The sequence below is a fragment of the Microcoleus sp. SVA1B4 genome (genome assembly GCF_036700545.1).
Taxonomy (GTDB): Bacteria; Cyanobacteriota; Cyanobacteriia; order Cyanobacteriales; family Microcoleaceae; genus Microcoleus.
Window position 1 is genome coordinate 93,685 of the sequence record NZ_JAUBPB010000007.1, and the last position, 22,694, is coordinate 116,378.

The 22,694-nt window shown below is 49.0% G+C and carries 12 protein-coding genes; 2 read left to right on the forward strand and 10 right to left on the reverse strand.

Going from position 1 to position 22,694, the window contains the following annotated elements; genetic code table 11:
- The first annotated feature begins 178 nt into the window (after window positions 1–178).
- The gene (locus QT987_RS05720; RefSeq protein WP_333238063.1) at window positions 179–1,270 is read left to right on the forward strand and encodes an RNA-guided endonuclease TnpB family protein; all 1,092 of its coding nucleotides are present in this window, start codon (window positions 179–181) and stop codon (window positions 1,268–1,270) included.
- A 167-nt stretch (window positions 1,271–1,437) separates the two neighbouring features.
- Here QT987_RS05720 and QT987_RS05725 read toward each other — a convergent pair whose 3' ends face one another.
- The 3 genes from QT987_RS05725 to QT987_RS05735 all read right to left on the reverse strand — a co-directional run bounded on the left by QT987_RS05725 (window position 1,438) and on the right by QT987_RS05735 (window position 5,915).
- Window positions 1,438–1,590 (reverse strand): chlorophyll A-B binding protein, encoded by a 153-nt coding sequence (locus QT987_RS05725; protein WP_333178327.1) that lies wholly within the window; start codon window positions 1,588–1,590, stop codon window positions 1,438–1,440.
- A gap of 125 nt (window positions 1,591–1,715) precedes the next feature.
- Window positions 1,716–3,203, reverse strand: coding sequence for an ATP-binding cassette domain-containing protein (locus tag QT987_RS05730; protein ID WP_333238066.1), 1,488 nt, complete (start codon window positions 3,201–3,203; stop codon window positions 1,716–1,718).
- A 159-nt stretch (window positions 3,204–3,362) separates the two neighbouring features.
- On the reverse strand, window positions 3,363–5,915 hold the full coding sequence (locus QT987_RS05735; protein ID WP_333238068.1) for a DNA topoisomerase (ATP-hydrolyzing): 2,553 nt from the start codon (window positions 5,913–5,915) through the stop codon (window positions 3,363–3,365).
- 2,037 nt (window positions 5,916–7,952) lie between these two features.
- Between QT987_RS05735 and QT987_RS05740 the strand changes: the two genes are divergently transcribed.
- A complete protein-coding gene (locus QT987_RS05740; RefSeq protein WP_333238071.1) occupies window positions 7,953–8,348 on the forward strand; it encodes a response regulator in 396 nt (131 codons plus the stop codon).
- A 312-nt stretch (window positions 8,349–8,660) separates the two neighbouring features.
- Here the strand turns inward: QT987_RS05740 and QT987_RS05745 are convergent, their stop codons facing one another.
- From QT987_RS05745 to rpsT, 7 genes are all read right to left on the reverse strand, one after another.
- Complete coding sequence (locus QT987_RS05745) at window positions 8,661–12,791, reverse strand: DNA-directed RNA polymerase subunit beta'' (protein WP_333238075.1); 4,131 nt, start codon at window positions 12,789–12,791, stop codon at window positions 8,661–8,663.
- A 313-nt stretch (window positions 12,792–13,104) separates the two neighbouring features.
- On the reverse strand, window positions 13,105–14,979 hold the full coding sequence (locus QT987_RS05750) for a DNA-directed RNA polymerase subunit gamma (protein ID WP_333054814.1): 1,875 nt from the start codon (window positions 14,977–14,979) through the stop codon (window positions 13,105–13,107).
- Between the two features lie 83 nt (window positions 14,980–15,062).
- On the reverse strand, window positions 15,063–16,151 hold the full coding sequence (locus tag QT987_RS05755) for an HNH endonuclease (protein WP_333238078.1): 1,089 nt from the start codon (window positions 16,149–16,151) through the stop codon (window positions 15,063–15,065).
- Window positions 16,152–16,320: 169 nt separating this feature from the next.
- Window positions 16,321–19,707 (reverse strand): DNA-directed RNA polymerase subunit beta, encoded by a 3,387-nt coding sequence (rpoB, locus tag QT987_RS05760; RefSeq protein WP_333054817.1) that lies wholly within the window; start codon window positions 19,705–19,707, stop codon window positions 16,321–16,323.
- 451 nt (window positions 19,708–20,158) lie between these two features.
- Window positions 20,159–20,389: a hypothetical protein gene (locus tag QT987_RS05765; protein WP_333238080.1), complete on the reverse strand. Its 231-nt coding sequence runs from the start codon at window positions 20,387–20,389 to the stop codon at window positions 20,159–20,161.
- A gap of 21 nt (window positions 20,390–20,410) precedes the next feature.
- A complete protein-coding gene (locus tag QT987_RS05770; RefSeq protein WP_333238082.1) occupies window positions 20,411–21,190 on the reverse strand; it encodes a TatD family hydrolase in 780 nt (259 codons plus the stop codon).
- Window positions 21,191–21,546: 356 nt separating this feature from the next.
- A complete protein-coding gene (gene rpsT / locus QT987_RS05775; protein ID WP_333066838.1) occupies window positions 21,547–21,849 on the reverse strand; it encodes a 30S ribosomal protein S20 in 303 nt (100 codons plus the stop codon).
- Between the last annotated feature and the right edge of the window lie 845 nt (window positions 21,850–22,694).

Below are 22,694 nucleotides of genomic sequence, written 5' to 3' on the forward strand. Positions count from 1 at the left end.
TGGGGGGGGAACCCCCCGACCCGGTTTGATCTATAGCTGTTAAATTTTGTGCTGCTAACTGCAGGGAGCAATTGGCTATTTGTGGCCCAAATCGCGCTGCCAAAATTTAGGGAGCAAGACTTAAGTGCCAAACAGTTTTCTAAACTTATCCATAGTTAATCACCCTTGAGGAAGTTTTATGTTTGCCGTCAAACGAGCGCTCAAATTAAATAACAAGGAAGCGACTTTGATGGCAAAACACGCAGGATTCCGGCGCGTAGTATTCAACTTTGGGTTAAGCTTGCGGACTCAAATGTATGGCGAGGGACAATTTACAGACTCGAAGGTGCTCAAGGAAGTCAAAAAAGTTCTCACCAACTACGTCAAGAAGCAGCCTGAATTCGGCTGGATGAACCAGTTGTCTAGCCGAGTTTACCAAAATGCCTTAATCGATCTAAAAGAGGCGTTTAGTCGGTATCGCTCTGTCCAAGCAGGTCATCCAAGATTCGCTAGTCGCCGAGACGGTCAATCTTTTACAGTTGATTCGTCTAACGGCAAAGTTTTGCTAACCGCTGGCAGCACTATTAAGATTCCTACGTTGGGAACTTTTCGACTTTTTGAACCCTTAGAGTGTAGCTTCATCTCTCAAACTTTCACGATTTCAAAAGAAGGAAGTCGTTGGTTTGTCTCATTCTGCGTTGATGCTGAGCGTCTACCTGTTCAGCAGTCTGAAAGTTCGGTAGGAATTGATGTCGGCATTAATTCTTTTGCCACGCTATCAACTCAGCAGGTATTTAATGCACCAAAACCCTTAAAGCAAGCGAAAACCAAGCTTGCCACTTTACAACGCAAAGCCTCTAAGCAGGTAAGAGGCTCTCAAAACCAGCGCAAAACCTACAATAAAATTAGTCAACTCCATGCAGGGATAGCTCGCATTCGTTTAGATTTTCTCCACAAGTTGACAACTTATTTAGCTAAAACTTTCAAGCTAATTAAGATTGAAAACTTGAACGTTCAAGGAATGATGGCGAATCATAAGTTAGCAGGGGCAATATCTGACCTCGGCTTCTACGAATTTAAACGTCAACTCGACTACAAGTGCCAAATGTATGGAGCTAGCTTAGTGTTGGTAGACCAGTGGTTTTCTAGCACTAAGACTTGTTCTAATTGTGGCATAAAAAAAGATATGCCACTAAGCGTTCGGACTTTTGACTGTCCTGCTTGTGGCATATCTTTGGATCGTGATTTTAACGCGAGCCTGAACATTTTAAATTGGGAACCCTCGGCTTGAGGGGGATAGCCTACTTATCTTGGGATTAGCCGTCTACCCAACAGCGTAGGAAGTAAGCTCCAAATTGTGTCTAAAAATGTGTTTAGACAAGTTTAGATAAGTTTTACAAAGCAGTCCGTAACGGAACTCCCAAGCTTTGCATTGTCAAAAAAGTCTTAACTAGAAAATTACATCACGCCCCAAAAGTGAAGGAGACCTTGACCGGAAACCAATTCGATGATGACAGCGGCAGAGAAACCAATCATCGCCAAACGACCGTTCCAATTTTCGGCGCCTTCTGTGAAGCCCCAGTTCCAAGCATTGCGTTTTTGTTCTTGCATAGTGCGAACTCCTTTCGTTAACTTTTGTAAGGCTTATGTAAATAAATATAACATTCTTTGATAAAAATGCAAGCTTGTGATTAGTGATATCGGTCACAACGGTCGATCGACCTTGAGGATTTTGCCTAACGAGGAAAAATAGCCAGCTCGGTATCAGGGTCGAACAAGTGAATCTTGTCATGGGCGATAGCCAACCAAAGCTCTTCGCCAACTCTGATCGATCGCTCAGGAGGAACCCGCACTTGCATCCGCACCGCTGGAGCGTCCGTCAAACAAACCCCCAAATAAGTTTCGTGTCCCAAAGCCTCTACAATTTCCACTTGTACCGAAAGATTTTTGGTAGCCGGAGGGTTAATGCTCAGATGTTCCGGCCGAATGCCCAAAATCAGCCCTCGCCCGTCATATTGTTGTAGACTTTTTGCCCAAATATCGGGTAAAGTAAAGCGAAATTGCGGGTGAGAAATCAACAACGGGGCACTAAATTCCACCAACAAGAAATTCATCGGCGGAGAACCGATAAACTCAGCCACAAACAGATTAGCCGGCTTGTTGTAAAGCTCTAGAGGTTGAGCTACTTGCTGAATCTGGCCGACCTTCATAATAGCAATCCGATCGCCCATAGTCATCGCCTCAGTTTGGTCGTGAGTTACATAAATAGTTGTAGTTCCCAACTGTCGCTGCAACTGCACAATTTGCGATCTCGTTTGGGCCCTCAATTTCGCATCCAGATTCGATAGCGGTTCGTCCATCAAAAAAACTTCAGGATTCCTAGCCATCGCCCTACCCAAAGCTACTCGCTGCTTTTGCCCTCCCGAAAGTTGTTTCGGCAAGCGATTTAAAAGAGATTCTATTTGCAATAATTCAGCTACCTCCCGCACTCGTTTTCCTACAGCCTTTTCCCGTTCCGACAAATAGCGCAAACCTGGAGGCAACTTGCGAGTAGCTCCTACCAAAAAATCCTCCCATAAAGCATATATTCGCTCGTTGTTTAAAGTATTAGAAGCTAAATAATTAATAAGCTCTTTTACCTGATTCCTGATTTTTTCTGCCTTCTCCCTGCTTCCTTTTTCTTTTTCTGTCTCTTCTCCCTTCTCTCTGCTCCCTTCTAGCTGCTTCCTTCTAGCTGCTCCCTTTTCCCTTGTTCCTTGTTCCTTCTTCCTTCTATCAGTTACATCCGTTACATCCGTTACAGAATCCGTTGCCGAACTTCCTTCTTCCTTCTCCCTTTCCGATCGGCGCAATCCAAAGGCGAGATTATCGTAAACTGTTAAGTGAGGATAGAGAGCATAATTTTGAAATACCATAGCGATATCTCGGTCTTTAGGAGGCAAATCGTTAAGGAGCCGATCGCCCACCCAAATATTGCCTGCAGTCAAAACTTCCAAACCGGCGATCGATCGCAGCAAAGTGCTTTTTCCGCAGCCAGAAGGGCCCACCAGCACCATGAACTCCCCGTCTTCGACCGTCAGGTTAATGCGCCGCAAAACGCTGTTAGACGAAGGGCGATCGGCTATAGGCGAGACACTTTCTGCGACAGTGTTTGCTTCTTTTTCCTGTTCTCCTGGGCGGAGAGGAAAACTTTTGTAGATATTTTCTAATACAACTTGCGCCATTAAACAATTTTAGATTTTAGATTTTAGATTTTAGATTGGGGAATTGGAGGCAGAGCCTCCGGGTATGTATTCCCAGGCAGAGCCTGGGAACAAGGCTTAAGAAGTCCTGCAAGAAGAATAATTCCCCATTACCAATGACCCATGACTAATGACTATTGACTACTGACTGCTGATAACTTTGATAATTTTTTCACCCGGATTGAGGTCAAAAACTCGATCGCCCGCAGCATCTTTCCCCCAAAAAGCTATAGCATCAATAGTCGATCGCAGCAGGCGGCCAGAATTAGTAAAAAGTTTGACATCCGTACCCGGAACAGCCTGCAGCAAGCCAACTAAAGCATCTTTAGGCTCTGCGAAGCGAAAAGCTTGAGTGCCAATTTCGCCGCGGTTAGTAAGTCTGACAGAACCTGCAGGCATTCGTTTTGCCCAACCCAACTCGGAAAATAGCACCAGACTGTCGTTCGGGTCGAGAGTGATGCAGCCCACCAACTGTTCCTGCTTCCGCAACCTGGTTACTTGAGAACCCTGGGCCGCGCGGCCCATTGGCGGCAGTTGTTCATCATCGATCTCAAACCGGAGGACTCGGCCTCCTGAAGTGGCGATTGCCACTTGCTCGCCGACTTTAGCCAGACTCGCACAGCGCAGCCGATCGTCCTCCTTGAGTTTAACAACAGTAACGCCACGATTAGTCAAATCAGCAAATTCCTGCATCGCCAAGCGCTTAATTTTTCCTTGCTGAGTCAGAGTTACTAAATCCGCCGCCTCCGAATTTTCCGGCAAAATAAAGTGTGCGACTGTGATTTCCGACAAAGCGCGATCGGCACTGTCTTTAGTAGCACTCGGCGACAACAAACTAACGATCGGCCTTCCCCGGTCTTTGGCGCTACTACTAGGAATATCTGCCACTTTCAGCGGGTAAGCTTTGCCGTTAGGAGTTAAGACGACCAAAGTGCGATCGGTTTTCGTCAGATTTGCGGTAACAATAAAATCTTCATTTTTTTCTAAAGCTGAAACCGATTTTTCGCGACTTTTCGAGCGTGGCTTTTCCCCAGCCGGCAAGCGTCGCACGTACTGCTTGTGCGAAAATTCAACAATAGTTTCCTCTGGCTCTAGAACGGGCAATAAGTTCGGCTGAATCGTTGCCGGCGACAACTGCTTCACCCCAGAATTTTTCTTACCAGCAAATTGTGATTCGGCGTTTGCTGCGCGTGCAGTTCCATTGGCGAATTTAGTGCGACGGGGGTCAGCGTACTTGCGTTTGAGCGATCGAAATTCCTTCTTTAAAGCCTTCAAAAGTTCGCGCCTGTCGCTCAACAACCGCTGCAATTCTTGAATATTAGCCATCAACTCATCAAACTCAGACTGCAAATTTTGCCTTTCCAAACCAGTCAGCCTCCGCATAGGCATCGCCAAAATCGCATCAGCTTGACTTTCGCTCAAATTTAGGCGAACTTGGAAAGTTTGCTTAGCAGTAGAGCCGTCAGGAGAATTTCTGAGAATGTCGATCGCTGTATCGAGATTTGTCAAAGCCAACATTAAGCCTTCGACAATGTGACACCGGCGTTCCGCAGCCTGCAACTCGTAATTGTAGCGGCGGGTAAGAGTCACTTCCCGGAAATCCAGAAATTCCTGCAACAATTGTCTCAGCGTCAACTGTCGCGGTTGACCGTTGACAATTGCCAGCAAAATCGCCCCAAAATTTGTTTGCAGGTCAGTTTGTTGGTAAAGACGAGCGAGAACCGCTTCTGGAGTAAATTCCCGCTTGAGTTCAATCACCACTCGAATCCCTTCGCGATCGCTCTCGTCACGCAAATCAGAAATACCGTCGAGGCGGCCAGCATTGACCAACTCCGCCACCTTTTCAATCCAAGCCGCCTTATTTACCTGAAACGGAAACTCCGTCACCACGATCGCCGTTTTAGTACGCACCTTGCGATTACCTGGCACTTCTTCCACCCCGGCCACACCCCTGACCGCAATGCTGCCTCGACCCTTAGTGTAGGCGTCAACAATGCCCTCTGTAGCGACGATTTCCCCTCCGGTTGGAAAATCCGGGCCTGGAATCAGTTCTATCAACTTCTCATCGGATAGTTCCGGGTTTTCAATCAAAGCAATTAAACCGTCTACCACCTCCCCCAAATTGTGTGGCGGGATATTAGTTGCCATCCCCACAGCAATGCCCGTACAGCCGTTGAGTAACAGAAACGGCAACTGAGCAGGCAGCGCCGTCGGTTCCTGCTGCGAATTGTCAAAGTTACCAGTAAAATCAACAGTTGCGTCACCGACTTGGGTTAGCATAGCTTCGTGGGCGATCGGTGCTAGCCTCGTTTCCGTATACCGCATAGCAGCCGCCGGATCATTGTCCACCGAACCGAAATTGCCGTGACCCGCCAGTAAAGGATAGCGGCTCGAAAACTCCTGAACCATGCGTACCAGAGCGTCGTAAACCGATTGGTCGCCGTGGGGGTGATATTTTCCCAAAACATCTCCAACTACCCGGGCGCACTTACGGTAAGGTCGGTCTGGCGTCAGACCTAGTTCGTGCATCGCATATAAAATTCGACGGTGAACTGGTTTTAAACCGTCGCGGACATCAGGCAAAGCTCGCCCGACGATCACACTCATGGCATATTCGAGGTACGATTGCTGCATCTCGGCGTGCAGAGGCGTAGAAATTACTTGCCCGGAAAGTAGGTTGAGTTGTTTAGCCATGAGTCCTTGTGTCCGTTAATTCCTGAGTGAAAACAGCCTCTGTCAATAATGCCGAGGTTCCCTGTCTCGATTGAAAAGCCTTTGCCGCAGGCGAACCGAAAGTTCGACCCAACCGCCCAGTTGAAGAATAAAAATAAACTTAACTTGTGAAAGCAGAATCAGAGTCCCGAAGACGGGCAACACTTGCCTCTTACTCTCCACTCTTACCCTAACCTCTATGTTGCCTTCATTTGCGCCTACCTGTCTATTTACCTTCTCACGGCAGAATGTAAATAGACAGGAGAACACGGAATGCCAGAAACTCAGAACGTAGTGAGGCTGTAGCTCTTCCTAGGAAAGCGTCAATCGATTTTAGATTTTAGATTTTAGATTTTAGATTGAAGCATTGACTTGCGCGAGATAAATTCGGGGGCTCCTTGATCGGATACAGGTTTTTTATTTCTGGACGGATGAATCCGGGGGCTTGTATCCTCGATGCTTTCGGTCACGAGGGACTGGAGTCCCCGTCAATCTATGATAGAATTTAATTGCAATTAGGAATAACCATCTACACGAAGAAATATTTTATTCAGGAGAAACCCTGGATTGAGCTCGTCTCGGTACAGCCGTAGCGTGGATCAAGCAGCAATGGTTGACGATCGAGCTTATCGTATTTTGGCAAGCGTGATGGACTCCGAAAGTATTACAAAAGAAAAGTAAGCGGAATTGGAATACCTGTGGTACTGGCACTTGTTCTGATCGTGTAGAGGCGACTGGACTGTCAGTAACCCCGGTCTAAAGACACGGGGCTTGCAAGAGAAATCTGGCAAGCCGTACTGACCAGACTAAGGCTTAATTGCCTACGTTTTGAGAGTCACGACACCCTGTGGATGCGTAGCTAGTCCCCTGCTCTGTCATCTGCAATTAAACAGTTCTAAGGTCACTGGAACAGTGTTGCAGGTCTAACAAGCTCTCGAAACATTGTCGAAGCTAACATTACCCCATTCATGGGAGGCACAACCCGTGCAAAATACTATGCGTACAGGATTGGAAGATTGGAAGCGGTAATTGTCCCGTTGAAAGTGCAATACAAAAGTACACTCCCGTTAACCAATCCCAAGGCGGTAGTAAATCAAAAATATAAAGCCGTGCTTCTAGCACGGGGTTTCTACCCATTTTTTCTGATGAGGGAAGTCCAAGTTTTGGGCTTATTCAACCATAGAGCGTGGCCCTGACTCGCTGAGAGTGTCAAAAATGCCGATATTGATGAATTCATCAGTCAAAAGCTCTCCTGGCGATATCTCCTAGTCTGACATCCCCTTGATGAACGCAAGCGTCGATATTTTCAGCCGTTTTGAGGGGTTAAAACTGAGTATTAGGAATCTCCAACAATCCCCGCTAGATTCGCTATTCCGAATGCGGTGGCGAGGGGAGGATGTGAATAAACATGGCTTGATTCTAATGAGGAGGAAGGAAAATAATTATCATACATTCCCGACTCTAATACCAGTTCAAAAAATAATGCAACTGTAGGCCCGTGATCCCAACCCATACCCAGTCTATCAGTTCCCATCTAAAATCTAAAATTTAAAATTTAAAATCTAAAATCTAAAATGGTAGAAGCCGGAGGCTTGAGCGAAAGAGAGGATACTATAATTCCTGGACGCACGGGTAGTCAGAAACCGGGTTTTTTCATAGCAATAGTTCGTTATAGCCCGCCACAACTAGCAAAAACCTGGTTGCGAGGCGTCGTCCATGCGTCCAGGATTGTACTATAAACCTGCTACCTGAGAATCTTGAGACTCTCACCACTGTCAGGTCTAGTTATAAAAAAGAACTAAACTGTCTGTGTATAGTAGTCTAAATGATGGTACTGGATGCTTCTAGGCATCTGTAAACCCTCTGACAGCTAGTGGCTCAAGGATATACATACGGGTTTTGCAGGGTTCCCGGCTGATGGCGCTAAAAACTCTGCATTTTTGACGGGGAATGTAGTCCCCGTGTCGTGTTCCTCTTTGGACTAAAGTCACAAAGTTTCTATACTTCCCATATTTATTTATGAAAACCGTTCTGATTGTAGAGGACGATTTGGTTAATGCTCGGGTTTTTTCCAAAATTCTGACTAAGCGGGGGGGCTTAGCCGTGAAACACACGGAAAATGTTGAAGAGGTGATGCAGATTGCTGCCAACCGCGAAGCTGATTTGATTTTAATGGATGTGTCTCTTTCGCGCAGCGTGTACCAGGGCAAATCTGTTGACGGCATTAAGATTACTCAACTGCTCAAAGCTGACCCGCAAACGGCCTGGCTGCCGATTATTTTGGTGACTGCTCACGCGATGGCTGGTGATAAAGAAACATTTCTGGATCTAAGCGGTGCCGACGGTTACATCTCTAAACCTGTGGTAGACCATCAAGAGTTTGTGAATCAAATCAAGGCTTTGCTGCCTGATTGAGTGAACCATACATGAAGAAGGAATAAGAAGGAAGAAGGAAAAAGGAAGAAAGAAGAAAGAATTGTTTGTTTGAATCAACAAACAATTAAAACTCTAGAATTACAAAGTTTGCTTAAACTCTGAATCTTCCTTCTTCCTTCTTCCTGTCGATGTCAAGAAAGCACAATGCTATGAGTTCGGACTTGTAATTTGTGAGGAAAAAATTGAGATTTTTATGACGAGTGAAATCGAAGTGTGCGTTGCGGCGAGGAACCAAATTATCCTCAGCGAGCGCAACGCTGTTCACTCATTCATGCAATCTCAAAACTATGATTACTCTTCGTCCTCATCGAAGTCAAAACCGATATCATCATCATCGTCAACATCCGGGCCCAAAGTATCATCCTCAGTCTCAGCGACAAAATCGTCCTCATCAACCTCAACTTCCTCAAAATCCTCATCAGGCTCAAGATCGGACGGGCGCCCGATCTCATAACCGCTCTCGATCGTATAAGCACGGCGCGCCGATCGATCGTCAAGTACCACATCCTCCTGTAAATCGTGGATGTCGTCATCAAACACAGCACCATCAAAACCCGCATCCTGGACCCCAGCATCCTCATAGGCATTGAACCCAGTACCCGCAGGAATCAGGCGGCCGATAATCACATTTTCCTTCAGCCCCCGCAGCCAGTCAGACTTACCCTCGATCGCAGCTTCAGTCAACACCCGCGTCGTCTCCTGGAACGAAGCAGCAGAAATAAAGCTATCAGTATTCAGCGAAGCCTTAGTAATCCCCAGCAACACCGGAGTATAATCCGCCGGCGCTCCACCAGTAATTGACATCGCCTCATTCACCTGCTCAACCTGCCGCAATTCTACCAACTCACCGGGGAGCATAGTAGTATCGCCACCATCCTCCATCCTGACTTTGTTGGTCATCTGGCGGACAATCACCTCAATGTGCTTATCAGAAATATCCACGCCCTGAGACTGATAAACCGACTGCACCTCATTCACCAAAAACGTCTGCACCTGTTGGAAACTCTCCAAGGCAGCCTCAAAAGTAGACTGCCGCTCTTTGAGTACGTGGAAGAACACCTCCAGAATTTCGTGAGGATTAGCAGGCCCGTCGGTCAAAGCTTCGGCGACGCCGACGCGCTGTCCGTCGGAAACGATCGGGTTTTGACCAGGCAACAAAGGATACTCCTCAATCCGGCCATCATCCTCAATCACCGCAAGTTCCACAACATCGTCATCCGTAACCACGCGAGCCGTCCCCGGCCGCTTGGCTAAAATACAAGCTTCCTTCGGCTTCCGCCCTTCAAGAAGTTCCTCAATCCGTGGCAAACCCTGAATGATATCCCCAGTCTTTGCCCGCTCAAACACCAGAATCACCAAATTGTCACCCCGCTGCACCAAATCGCCGTCGTCTACGTGCAGCACCGCACCGGCCGAAACCCGGTAAGGACGAGCCACCCTGAGCAAGAGTTTCGCCGATTCTGTCTCCGACGCAGGTACAACCTTCACAACTTGGCCGGACTCTTCGAGAACAACTCCCGGAGCTATTTCGGTACCAGCCACCAGCAGTTGACCCGGACTCACATCCGGCGTACTCGCCACAGAGATCGAAATAGAATCCGCATCTCGCATCACCAACAGTCGGCGCACTGGTTCGCCATGCCCCTCGCGGATGCCCCGGACGATACCCGCTTCTTTGCAGAGAATCTCCGTGCGGGCGACTACTGCCCCGGGCGCGATCGACTGCCCATCCTCCACCAACAGCCGCGTGTGAGTGCTGCCCTGAGTCGGATCAGCAGACACATCCCGCCGAATGACTAGCGATTCCAAAATGACTAGCTGCAAGCGGAAAGTCTTGGAAACTCGATCGCCCCCATCGGCCAGGGGCATCGCCAACTCTTGCGACGCACTAACGTCTTCAGGCGAACCCCAAGCCGGGCCCGAACCGTCCGCCCCAAAAGCCATAGCATCATCCTCATCCGGCAGCAGCTCAATATCCGCCGCCAGTTGCGGAGCTCCCGAACCAATTTCCAAAATAAGCTGAGTCCGCAGCAGTTCCAATCCCTCGACAGATTTGACGCGCTCCCCATCCTTATAAGGGAGTCGCTGCACTGCTTTCAAAGAGATCGACTCATTCAGCGCTGTCTGAGAAGGCACTGGTGGCTTATCCGGCACCGGGAACTCCACCACCGGCCGCAGCAGCAAAGCGGGGCCTTCGGGAGTTTCGATATATTCGGCATAGCCCAATTCTTCGGCAATCAAGCCTGGGGAAATCTCTTGACCGGCATTGACGATTTGACCTTCCCCGAAAGTTAGCGGCGGGCGGTCAACTACATGGAGTGTGCCCGGCTTGATCACAATTTCCCGCAGGATGTCATTTTTCTGAGTGATTTCCACTGCCCCGCTGGTTTGGCAGAAAATATCCTTAACGACTTCTGTACCGGCCTCTACGTACTGGCCATCTTCCACCAGCAGCAGAGAAATGTCTTTATTGACTTCGTGGCACTCTTCCGGTATCCAGAGCAGAGTGCCGCCTTTGACGACTTCGTAGCCAAGTTTAGCTTTGCCGCGCTTGTGGACTTCCACCCCGCCGTACTTGACAATGCCCCCTGTAGCTGTGCGGTAGCTGTCGTCGAGCAGTTCGGCGACGACTTCTCCGTTGATGACTTTGCTCCCAGGAGCAGTCTTCAGGGAAAACCGCTGCTTGGAAGATGTTTCGATCGTGTAGTGGTCGCGGCCGCCTGCACTTTCGGCCCGCACGACTGCTTGGTCGAGCAGGACTTGGGCGGTGATTATTTCGATTTCTCTGGGGTCAGCGATGCGGACTACGCCACCGTGTTCGGAGACGAGTTTGGTTTCGGCAATCACGCTTTCGGCCGGAATGCGATCGCCATTTTTCACGGCTGGTTCTGCGCCGGGGGGCAAGTTGTAGACTTCTCCTGAGAGAATCCAAATCAGCCCGCCTTTGCTGGCTGTGCGGGTTGTGTTCCCTTGGCGGTCGGTTTTTTCTTCTGGCACCAAATCAGCAAATTTGGCTTCTCCGGCTAAGTCGGAAGCCACGTCTGTAGTCACTTTTTCCGTAGTTTTGCGGGCGGCGCGACCGACGATCGGCACTTCTGCCAAAACTTGACCGGGAATGGCGCGCTGTCCGTCTTTGACCATCAGAGTCGAACCTTGGACGATCGCTAATTCGATTTTCAGTTTTTGATTTTTGGCGCCGGATTTTCCTTCTTCAAATCCGTCGCCTTCAAATACGAGTTTGCCGTTGTTTTCGGCTACCAGTGCTTCTTCGCCGTGTCTGGTGCGGAAGGAGCGAGTACGCAAGTTCTTGAATTTCACTACGCCGGGGAAGGGGGCGCGTTCTTGTTTGGCGACTTCTCCGGTGAATACGCCGCCGGTGTGGAAGGTACGCATGGTGAGCTGGGTTCCGGGTTCGCCGATCGACTGAGCTGCAATAATCCCGATCGCTTCTCCCATGTCCACCATTTTCAAGTGGGCCAGACTCCAGCCGTAGCAGTGCTGACAAACCGATCGAGTCGATTCACAAGTCAGGGGCGATCGTAAATACACTTCTGCTACCCCAGCTTTACCAATTTCCGTTGCCAACTCATCGGTAATTGGCTGATTTCGGACGGCTTTTTCGCTGCCGTAAGTCACGATTTCCCCCGTTTTGGGGTGCACCGCATCCCTCGCCAACACGCGCCCTAGCAGCCTGTCCTTGAGGGGAATCAGCACTGTTGCTCCGTCGGTCATCGGCCGGACTCGAATTCCCCGCTGGGTGCCGCAGTCTACTTCGCGCACAATTACATCCTGGGACACATCCACCAAACGGCGAGTAAGATAGCCAGAGTCTGCTGTCCGCAAGGCTGTATCTACTAAGCCTTTGCGCGCGCCGTAGGAAGAAATAATGTATTCGGTGACGGTGAGTCCTTCGCGGAAGTTGGTTTTAATTGGCAAGTCGATGATTTCACCTTGGGGATCAGCCATCAATCCGCGCATTCCGACTAGCTGCCGCACTTGAGAAATGTTTCCCCGCGCCCCGGAGAATGCCATCATGTAGACGGAGTTTAGGGGGTCTGTGGCTCGGAAGTTTTTGACTACTTCGTCTTTGAGGTCTTCTGATGTGCTGTTCCAGGTGTCGATTACTTTTTGGAACCGTTCGACTTCGGTGATTTCGCCTCTGGTGTATTTTTGTTCGGTGATGCGGATTTCTTCTTCGGCTGCATCTAGGAGCGATCGTTTTGATGGCGGCACCTGCAAGTCATCTACGCTAATCGAAACTCCGGCCCGTGTCGCAAAGCGGAAACCCAAGTCTTTGAGTTTATCTGCCATTTGCGCTGTACGGGCAGTTCCGTAGTGCATGAAAGACCAAGAGATTAATTTTTTGAGCTGACCTTTGTCAACAACTCGATTGCGAAAAACAATTTCCTTATTTTCTGTCATTTTTCTGAGTAGTAGTAGTAGTAGTAGTAGTAGTAATTGGTAATTGGAGTATTGACGCAGGAGGCTCTCTTGCTGCGAGGCAGAGGGCAGTAGTAAGTAGGTTGGGTTGAGGAACGAAACCCAACATTTCACCCACCCAACATTTCACCCACCCAACATTTCACCCACCCAACATTTCACCCACCCAACATTAACCCAACCGTATTGATTAGTAATTAGTAAGCAGTAATGGGTAAATTTCCTAACTTAAATCACCATTATTTATTAGCGATTACTTATCAGTAATTACCCACCAACCCTTACCCATTACCTCCTAATTATTTATCACCGACTCAATAGTTTGGTGATAAATAATCCGGCCCGGAGTAGTGCGAATGAACTGATTGAGCACCTTGCCGTCTCCGTCTTCCCGAACTCGGCGGAACTTGTATTCTTTCGTCACGATACCGTCGGTAGAGCGTTCTACCTTCAGTGGTTCTCCTTCAGGTTCTATGTTTTCGATAGCGCCTTGAAACCTCACCCACACATAGGAGTGCAAGTCAACGACTCCTTGTTCGTAAGCTACAACCGCGTCGGTGAGGTTGGAGAAATAGTGACCGGCTCCTTTTTGAGCGTCAGGATTTTCGGCTGTTAAGTAATAGCAACCGAGCACCATATCTTGAGAAGGAGTAACGATCGGTCTTCCGGTTGCCGGCGACATAATGTTGTTAGAAGCCAGCATCAGCAAGCGCGCTTCCGCCTGAGATTCCAGAGACAAAGGCACGTGCACTGCCATTTGGTCGCCGTCAAAGTCAGCGTTAAACGCCGGACAGACTAGCGGGTGAAGCTGAATTGCCCTTCCGTCTACCAAAATCGGCTCAAAGGCTTGAATCCCCAAACGGTGCAGCGTTGGCGCCCGGTTCAGCATGACCGGGTGTCCTTCAATCACCTCCTGAAGCACGTCCCAAACACTAGGATCGTTGCGCTGAATCAGTTTTTTGGCAGCTTTGATGTTGTTGACCAATCCTTGGCGGATCAGGCGGTGGATGACGAAAGGCTGGAAAAGTTCGATCGCCATTTCCCTCGGCAAACCGCACTGATGAATCTTCAGTTTCGGCCCCACCACAATCACCGAACGCCCGGAGTAGTCAACCCGTTTACCCAGCAAGTTTTGCCGGAAGCGCCCTTGTTTCCCTTCAATGATGTCCGACAGCGACTTCAGCGGGCGGTTGTTTGCGCCCACCACAGTCCGGCCCCGGCGACCGTTGTCAATCAGCGCATCCACAGCTTCTTGTAGCATCCGCTTTTCGTTGCGGATGATAATCTCCGGCGCCAGAATTTCTTGCAGTCTCGCTAACCGATTATTCCGGTTGATGACTCTCCGATATAGGTCGTTGAGGTCGCTGGTTGCAAAACGCCCGCCGTCTAACTGCACCATCGGCCGCAAGTCGGGGGGAATCACCGGAATCACATTGAGCACCATCCAATCGGGTTGAGATCCCGTAGCGATGAAGTTGTCAATTACCCGCAAACGTTTAATTAACTTCGCCCGTTTTTGACCTTTAGCATTGGCAATATCTTCCCGCAACTTTTCCGCTTCACTTTCTAGCGGAATATTTTGCAGCAAAACTTGCAAAGCTTCAGCACCAATCCCCACTTCTACACCTGTGAGTGTGGAATCTTCGCTGTAAAGTTCGTCTTCTATTTCCAGCCAAGCATCTTCCGTAAGCAATTGTTTGTATTGCAGCTTCTCTGCATTACCTGCATTTAGGACAACGTAGGCATTGAAATAAACGATTTGTTCGACATCTCGGAGCGGCATATCTAACAGAATTGCCATGTAACTCGGAATGCCTTTGAGATACCAAACGTGAGCTACTGGAGCGGCTAATTTGATAAATCCCATCCGGTGACGGCGGACGCGAGATTCAGTGACTTCAACACCGCATCTTTCGCAAACAATGCCTCTATGGCGAACTCGTTTGTACTTCCCGCAATGACATTCCCAATCTTTTGCAGGCCCAAAAATGCGCTCGCAAAACAAGCCATCCATTTCAGGTTTTAATGTCCGGTAATTTATTGTTTCGGGTTTTGTCACTTCACCGGTTATCTGACCGTTGGGTAAAGTTCTCTCTCCCCACTGTCGAATTCTTTCTGGTGAAGCTAATCCTATCTTGACGTAATCAAAGCGTTGTTCTATTTTAGCCATTTTGACTCCAATTGATTATTTACTGTCGATTAGTGCTGGCAATTTATATTTTTTGTTTGCTTCGTTTTGAACTCAAATCAATATTACGCTCCTCTATAGGTGATGTTTCTTTTAATATCAGAAATGATATTTCTGGATACTCCAAATTCCTGAGCTATTTTAGCAAGGGATTCTCCGGCTTGGATTCGTTCTCGGATCTCAATAGCTTGAGCAAAAGTTAGCTTGCGTTCGAGATGTCCACCCATGCGGGGAACTGGAACCTCTTGACCTTCTTCTTTCCAAGTGACGTGATACTTAATATCGTGTATGGTTTTGCGGTCGACACTGTATTCCTGTGCTACATCCTTCATCCTCTTTCCGGCTGCTAGCTTTTGCCTAATTTCTCGCACATTTTCCCAGTCTAATTTGGCATTGGAAAGGGGATGACTTTTGCCTTGAGTGCGTCCTTTCTTAGAAGCATCTAATGAATTTTGAGTGCGAGTACCACCCCAAAGGTGTTCTGGATTAATACAACTGGGATTGTCGCAGGTATGACAAGCATCTATCGAAGTCGGAATTTCACATCCTAATTTCTCAGCTAAAACAGCACGAGTAACTGATTTCGATTTCCCATTTTTCCAGTATCTGCCATAGCCTTGACCGTCCTTTGAGCCTTGAAAAATGATGCAGCCGTTGTCTTGAATTTCTCCTAAAAAACCGGGCAAAACTGTAGTGAAGTTATCGGGAATATTTGTCTGAAGTATCTTAGTAATAGTTTCATGTTGTACTCCATACTCTTTTGCTAGGTGGTTTTTGACTGTTCCAGATAAATATTTAGTCTGAATTTCCCGGAGTTGTTCGATCGACAATATGCCAATACCCGGAATACTTTTCCGTCTGGGAGTTTTGCGATCGCGCTCGATCATCTGCCCGGTATTTTCCGCCGCAGTTCCCGCTACGAGATGTGCTGGGTTGATGCAGCTTCGATTGTCACAGGTGTGGCAAGCAAAATAACCGGAACCAAGGAATCCTGCTATTTTTGATTCGAGGACTAATCGGTGGACTAATACCGTTTTGCCATCGAGCCACTTGCGCCCGTAACCGTTGCCAAACTTGCTCCCTTGCCAGTTAATACAGCCTGTCGCCCGGTCAAATTCTCCTTCTATTCCTGGGACAACTGTTACAATAGTCATGTCAGCGTCTCTCCTCTTAAGAGCGTTGATTCGCCTCACCAGTGTTCGTACCACTGCTGAGGCATTTTAATTGGGACTTCTCGATTTTAGATTTTAGAGGTGAGATGTAAGATTGAATGCTGTCAAACAATTCTTCAATCTAAAATCTAAAATCTAAAATCTAAAATCCCTAATCCTCGTCAAGTTCGTCACGAGAAAGCGATTCGTAAGTAGGCCGGGAGGGCGATCGCTTGCCCCCAGCATCTGCCATCAAATCCACCTCAACGTGCTCGCTGCCCTCGTCGGACGTATTCACCTTGTGCACAGCAATATCCAAGCACAAAGACTGCAACTCCCGCATCAGCACCTTGAAAGATTCCGGCGTACCGGGGCGCGGGATAGCTTTGCCTTTGACGATCGCATTCAGCGCTTCATTCCGCCCCTGCATATCGTCCGACTTCACAGTCAGCAACTCTTGCAAAGTATAAGCGGCGCCGAACGCTTCCAGCGCCCAGACTTCCATTTCTCCGAACCGCTGACCCCCCTGCTGCGCTTTGCCGCCCAAAGGCTGCTGCGTTACCAGCGAGTAAGGGCCTGTGCTACGGGCGTGGATCTTATCATCTACCAAGTGAACCAGCTTCAGCATATAGGCGATGCCGACTGTGATCGGGCGATCGAACGGTTCCCCAGTTCGGCCATCGTAGACAATAGTCTTGCCGGGGTGCTTTTCGTTAAACACCCAAGGCTTGCCGGTTTTTTCGCGTGCCTCCTGTAGCTTGCCGTGTACGGTTTCCCGCGACTTTTCAGCGCCGTGCATTTCATCAAAAGGCACCATCTTGAACCGCATCGACAGATTTTCGCCCGCCCATCCCAGCAAGCACTCAAAAATCTGACCTACGTTCATCCGCGACGGTACGCCCAAGGGATTGAGCACTATGTCAACCGGAGTCCCGTCGGGCAAATAAGGCATATCCTCCATCGGCAGAATCCGGGACACAATACCCTTATTTCCGTGGCGGCCGGCCATTTTGTCGCCGACTTGAATCTTCCGCTTTTGAGCTACGTAGACACGGACGACCATGTTAGCGCCGGGGGGCAGTTCGTCGCCCTGTTCGCGGGTAAACACCCGCACGTCCACCACGCGGCCTTTTTCGCCGTTAGGGACGCGGAGGGAATTGTCGCGCACATCGCGGGCTTTTTCGCCGAAGATTGCTCTGAGCAATTTTTCTTCCGGCGGTTGGTCGGATTCGCCTTTGGGGGTGACTTTGCCCACTAGGATGTCGCTGGCTTCTACCCAAGCACCTTTGCGGATAATCCCTTGTTCGTCTAGCTGGCGCAGCGCGTCTTCGCCGACGTTAGGAATTTCACGGGTGATTTCTTCGGGGCCGAGTTTGGTTTGGCGGGCTTCGATTTCGTATTTTTCAATGTGGATCGAAGTGTAGACATCTTCGTACACCAAACGCTCGCTAATTAGCATCGCGTCTTCGTAGTTGTAGCCTTCCCAAGGCATATAAGCTACGAGGATGTTGTGACCCAGAGCGAGTTCTGCCCCCTCGGTGGACGAACCGTCGGCGAGCACTTGACCTGCTACGACTCGATCGCCCTCATAAATCAGCGGACGCTGGTTTAAACAAGTATCCTGGTTAGAACGCTGATATTTTTGCAGTTCGTGTTCGATGCAGCCAGCATATTTTTGCTTCCAAACCGAGGGCTGTTTGACTTTGAGATCGTCGTATTCCTTAATCAGGAAATGTTCTTCGCTGGAATTCGATTCGGCATCTACAGCCAGGGGTTTGACAATAATCCGGGTAGCGTCGATGTAAATCACCTCGCCGTCGATCCGGGAAACCACAACCATCCCCGAATCTCGCGCCGCCTGAGCTTCCAAGCCCGTACCGACGAGGGGCCGTTCTGGTTTCAGTAGCGGCACAGCTTGCCGCTGCATATTCGATCCCATCAGAGCTCGGTTGGCGTCGTCGTGTTCCAAGAACGGAATCAGCGATGTCGCGACGGAGACGATTTGCACGGGCGAAATCGCCATGTAGTCCACCTGCATCGGAGTGGTGGTAGTGAATTCTTGGCGGTAGCGGACGGCTACGGTTTCGCCCAAGAGGTTGTTGTTTTCGTCGAGGCTGATGTCTCCGGGGGCGACGCGCAAATCGTCTTCTTCGTCGGCTGTCATGTAAACAGGGGCTTTGTCGCGCAGCACCCGTCCTTTTTCTACTGGATAAAAAGGAGTTTCGATGAAGCCGTAAGGGTTGACTCGGGCGTGGGTTGCTAAGGAACCGATCAGACCGGCGTTAGGGCCTTCTGGTGTTTCGATCGGGCAAATCCGGCCGTAGTGGGACGGGTGAATGTCCCGTACTGCAAACCCGGCGCGTTCGCGAGTCAAACCTCCAGGGCCCAAGGCGGAAAGCCGACGTTTGTGAGTCAGTTCTGCCAGAGGGTTGGTTTGATCCATGAACTGGGATAGCTGGGAGGAACCGAAGAATTCCTTGATTGCTGCTACCAGCGGTTTGGGGTTGACCAGAGAGGCGGGGCTGAGGGAGTCGGCATCCGAGACGGTCATTCTTTCGCGGATGATCCGTTCTAAGCGGTTGAGGCCGACTCGGACTTGGTTTTGCAGCAGTTCTCCGACACTGCGGACGCGACGGTTGCCTAAGTGGTCGATGTCGTCGGTGGAACCGATGTCGAATTCGAGGTTAATTAAGTAGTCGATCGCCGTCAAGATATCTTGCGATGTCAGCACCCGCGTGGTATCGGGGACTGTCAATCGCAATTTTTTGTTGAGTTTGTAGCGGCCGACTCGGCCCAAATCGTAGCGTTTGGGGTCGAAAAAGCGCGAGTTGAGGAGCTGTTCGCCTCCCGCCACGGTGGGGGGTTCACCGGGACGTAGTTTGCGGTAGAGTTCCATCAAAGCTTCTTCTTCGCCGAATTGTCCTTCTTTCTCGATCGTTTTTTGGAAGTATTCCGGGTGGCGGAGTGAGTCGTAGATTTCGCCGTCTGTAAGTCCGAGGGCTTTGAGCAGCACCTGAGCCGATAGTTTGCGGGTTTTGTCGATTCTGACCCAGACTAAATCGTTTTTGTCTGTCTCGAACTTGAGCCACGCGCCCCGGTTAGGGATGAGCGAGGCGTTATAGGAACGCCGACCGTTTTTGTCGGTTTCCGATTTGTAGTACACGCCGGGGGAACGCACGATTTGGTTGACAATCACCCGTTCCGCGCCGTTGATGATGAATGTGCCGCGCTCGGTCATCAGGGGCAAGTCGCCGATGAAGACTTCTTGTTCTTTGATTTCCCCTGTTTCTTTGTTAATCAGGCGGGTGGGGACGTACATTTGCACCGAGTAGGTGCTGTCCCGGCGCTTGGCTTCGTCCACATCATATTTGGGGCGCTTGAGTTTGAAGTCTTTGCCCATGAAGTGGAGTTCCAGCTTGCCCGTGTAGTCTGTAATCGGGGAGAAGCTGTCGAGTTCTTCGATCAGCCCGGCTTCTAGAAACCAGCGAAAACTTGCCCGCTGGATTTCGATCAGGTCGGGCAAGGTGAAGGCGAATTCTGTGTAATCTTTAGTGGTCATGGGTGTCCTTTTTCCGCAGTGGCTCTAGCTTTTTACATGGCGCCAAGGCTGGGCTTTTTTACCTTGTTGCGTTTTTTTGATGGATTGTGTGAGAGAATTTATATGATGTTTTCGATCGCCTGCCAACTGCTGCAACGGTTATTATTGCTTGGGGCTCGCAGTATTTTTGTGCGGATTTTAGTTTCGATCGAGATGCTTTTAGCTCGGATCTCGTGGTATCCCGGGGTGAATTCCCTACACTTTTGACTCCTAAAATTGACTTGACAGCTATTGCCAAATTGCTGAGGTTCCAAGTTTCTTCTGATGTGTAAGTTTGAGTGTGTAAGTTTGAGGTATTGCCTGAAGTTTTGACCTATCCCGAAGTTTAGCGTACTCGCGTTGTGTTGGTAGTTCCTGGGCGACATCGCAGGATCGGATACTAAGCCAACGCCCGATCGGTCGGTTCTTTTTATTATAGGACGCAAATCCGATCGCAACAGGCAACGCCAAAAGAATCTCCAATAAAGGATGAATCCGGTTTTTCTGGCAGGATAGAAATGGGATTATCCCGATCGCTGGCTCCTAAATCAACCTGTTTTCCTCGTTTCTCTGCTCTGCTATAACTAAGCTGTTGCGCGTTTAAATTGCATATTCTGGACGGGCTAGAAGCCCATCCCACAATAATTTGAGTGATTTTTGACACACAATTTAAATGGAGAACAGCTTAAACAGAAAAGCCGAATAGCTGACAGGCATTTTCGGTTGTCTGCTGGGACAAAGTTAAAAGAGAAACTCCTCTCAATTTAGCAACTTGCTCGGCTACGTAGTAGACATAGGCTGGTTCGTTGCGTTTTCCCCGCTGGGGTACGGGGGCGAGAAAAGGGCAATCTGTCTCGACTAGGATGCGATCGCTATTTACCATACAAGCTGATTCTTGTATTTGCAAGGCTTTTTTAAAGGTGACTGTTCCGCTAAAACTGATGTAGAAACCTAGGTCTAAAAACCACTGGGTTTCTTCGGGTGTGCCTCCCCAGCAGTGCATGACCCCGCGCACTGGCCCGCGTGTTTGCCAAAAGTTCCTCAGCATTTCGGCCATGGGGGCGGCGGCGTCGCGACAGTGGATAATGACTGGTTTGTCAAGTTCCTGGGCGATTTCAAGCTGTGCCTCAAACACTTTAAACTGGTGTTCTCGATCGTCAGCTTTATAAAAGTCCAGTCCGGTTTCGCCGATCGCTACTACCCTAGAGTCCGAACTTGCTAATTCCCTAATCTGGCTCGCAGTCTCGTCTTTCCACTTGTCCGCATCTAGGGGGTGAAGTCCAACCGCAAACGAGACTTCTGAAAACTGATTGGCGATTGCTTGAATGCCGGCAAACTCTTCTGGCTCTACACAAGAATGAACCAGCCGAACTACACCAGCTTCGCGCCAGCGTTCTCGAATGGCTTCTAACTCAGATTTATAGGTCTCAAAGTTGATATGAACGTGAGTGTCGATGAGCTGCATGGGGGAAGCAGATTAGAGGTGATACGGGAGAGTCTTGGTGGGATAGGGCGAGGGGGGAGTGAGAGAGTCGGGGAGTGGGAGTGGGAGAGAGTGTGTGGGAAAAATCTTCCGTCTTCTTTCTTCCTTCTTCCTGCTTCACGCTTGACAATCAAGCATCCAGGATACCCGCCACGTGATTCATCCGTTCAGAAATAAAAAACCTGTATCCGATGAAACTTGCCGAACGTATTTATCTCGCGCAAGTCAATGCTTCAATCGAAAATCGAAAATCGAAAATCGAAAATCGATTGACTTCTTCCCTCAACATCCATCCCTTCAATCTTGTACACTGCTTCGTTGCCGAACTTTCTGCTTCCTTAAGATGCTACCGAGGATGTTTCGTGCGGCTTGAGGGTTCTTGCCAAGCGGGACTTTTTGCGAGCGCCGTTGTTGCGGTGGAGTACACCTTTTTTGACAGCTTTGTCAATTTTGCTGTAGGCCTCAGACATTCGCTGCTGGACTTCTTGCATTAATTCCGGGCTCGGAGCTGCGGCGTACTTGTCTACGGCAGCGAAATATTTCTTCATCAAAGTTTTGACCGCTGACTTGTAAGATTTGTTGTACAAGCGGTTACGTTCGGCGATTTTGACTCGTTTGACGGCGGACTTAATATTTGCCATAGTTCAGTTGCTGGAAGTAGGTATTCATTGATACACCCTAGTCTCAAGACAGTCCCAAGACACGGGGATTTTGAAGGACAACCTTTTCGGGATCGATCCGCAAAAAGCTTGATTTTTAAGGGCGGAGTGAGACAGCCACTCTCCATGCGCTCAGATTGAGCTGAGTCTGTGGCTACTTTTTGGCGACGCCCGCGCAATAATTTTTTATTGACTCATTTAACTGCCTGTTATTTACCCCTGACCATACCCAAAGGTATGACACGGATGTTAAAGAGGCGTTTTGCGGTGTTTCCACCGTCACGAGTTAAAGTCACGGTTTCTTGCGCGCAATTTTCAAGTATACAATAATTTGGCGTTTTTTTATAAAAAAATTATCAGGTGTTGGAAAAACTAATATAGCACCTATTTTGCTTAAAATCCAATTCTCTGAAAAATCCAAGTTAAGCTATAACAAAGAATACGGGTTATTTGGGCTTCGGCAAGAAGCACTGACCGAAGGTAGAAGGTAAAAAGCTGAAGGTAGAAGGTAGAAGACAGCCGGATCAGAAGGTAGAAGGTAGAACGCAGAACCAAAATTCTCCCGATCGAACACTCTCCCTCTCGGATATTATCGGCGTCGGACACTCTCCCCCCTCTGCGTTCCCACCCTCTCCCTCCGCACCCGGTTCTCTAGCGGGCAATTCCTAGAGAAGGTTGTGACTTGTCCTCAGTGTTGCAAAATCCTCGACAGAGATTTAAACGCTGCACTGAAGCCTTGGAAAATGCCGCGACTCTCGCGGTTTAAGCTTGTGGACTGGTGGTGGCCTACTTCTCTAGGAGATCGCCACAAAAATCCCCAATTGTCA

Coding starts and splice junctions, on each gene's coding strand:
- QT987_RS05750 (WP_333054814.1), bottom strand. CDS start 14,979: ATGGCTAAAATAGAACAACGCTTTGATTACGTCAAGATAGGATTAGCT.
- QT987_RS05730 (WP_333238066.1), bottom strand. CDS start 3,203: ATGGCGCAAGTTGTATTAGAAAATATCTACAAAAGTTTTCCTCTCCGC.
- QT987_RS05720 (WP_333238063.1), top strand. CDS start 179: ATGTTTGCCGTCAAACGAGCGCTCAAATTAAATAACAAGGAAGCGACT.
- QT987_RS05745 (WP_333238075.1), bottom strand. CDS start 12,791: ATGACAGAAAATAAGGAAATTGTTTTTCGCAATCGAGTTGTTGACAAA.
- QT987_RS05755 (WP_333238078.1), bottom strand. CDS start 16,151: ATGACTATTGTAACAGTTGTCCCAGGAATAGAAGGAGAATTTGACCGG.
- QT987_RS05725 (WP_333178327.1), bottom strand. CDS start 1,590: ATGCAAGAACAAAAACGCAATGCTTGGAACTGGGGCTTCACAGAAGGC.
- rpsT (WP_333066838.1), bottom strand. CDS start 21,849: ATGGCAAATATTAAGTCCGCCGTCAAACGAGTCAAAATCGCCGAACGT.
- rpoB (WP_333054817.1), bottom strand. CDS start 19,707: ATGACCACTAAAGATTACACAGAATTCGCCTTCACCTTGCCCGACCTG.
- QT987_RS05735 (WP_333238068.1), bottom strand. CDS start 5,915: ATGGCTAAACAACTCAACCTACTTTCCGGGCAAGTAATTTCTACGCCT.
- QT987_RS05740 (WP_333238071.1), top strand. CDS start 7,953: ATGAAAACCGTTCTGATTGTAGAGGACGATTTGGTTAATGCTCGGGTT.
- QT987_RS05770 (WP_333238082.1), bottom strand. CDS start 21,190: ATGCAGCTCATCGACACTCACGTTCATATCAACTTTGAGACCTATAAA.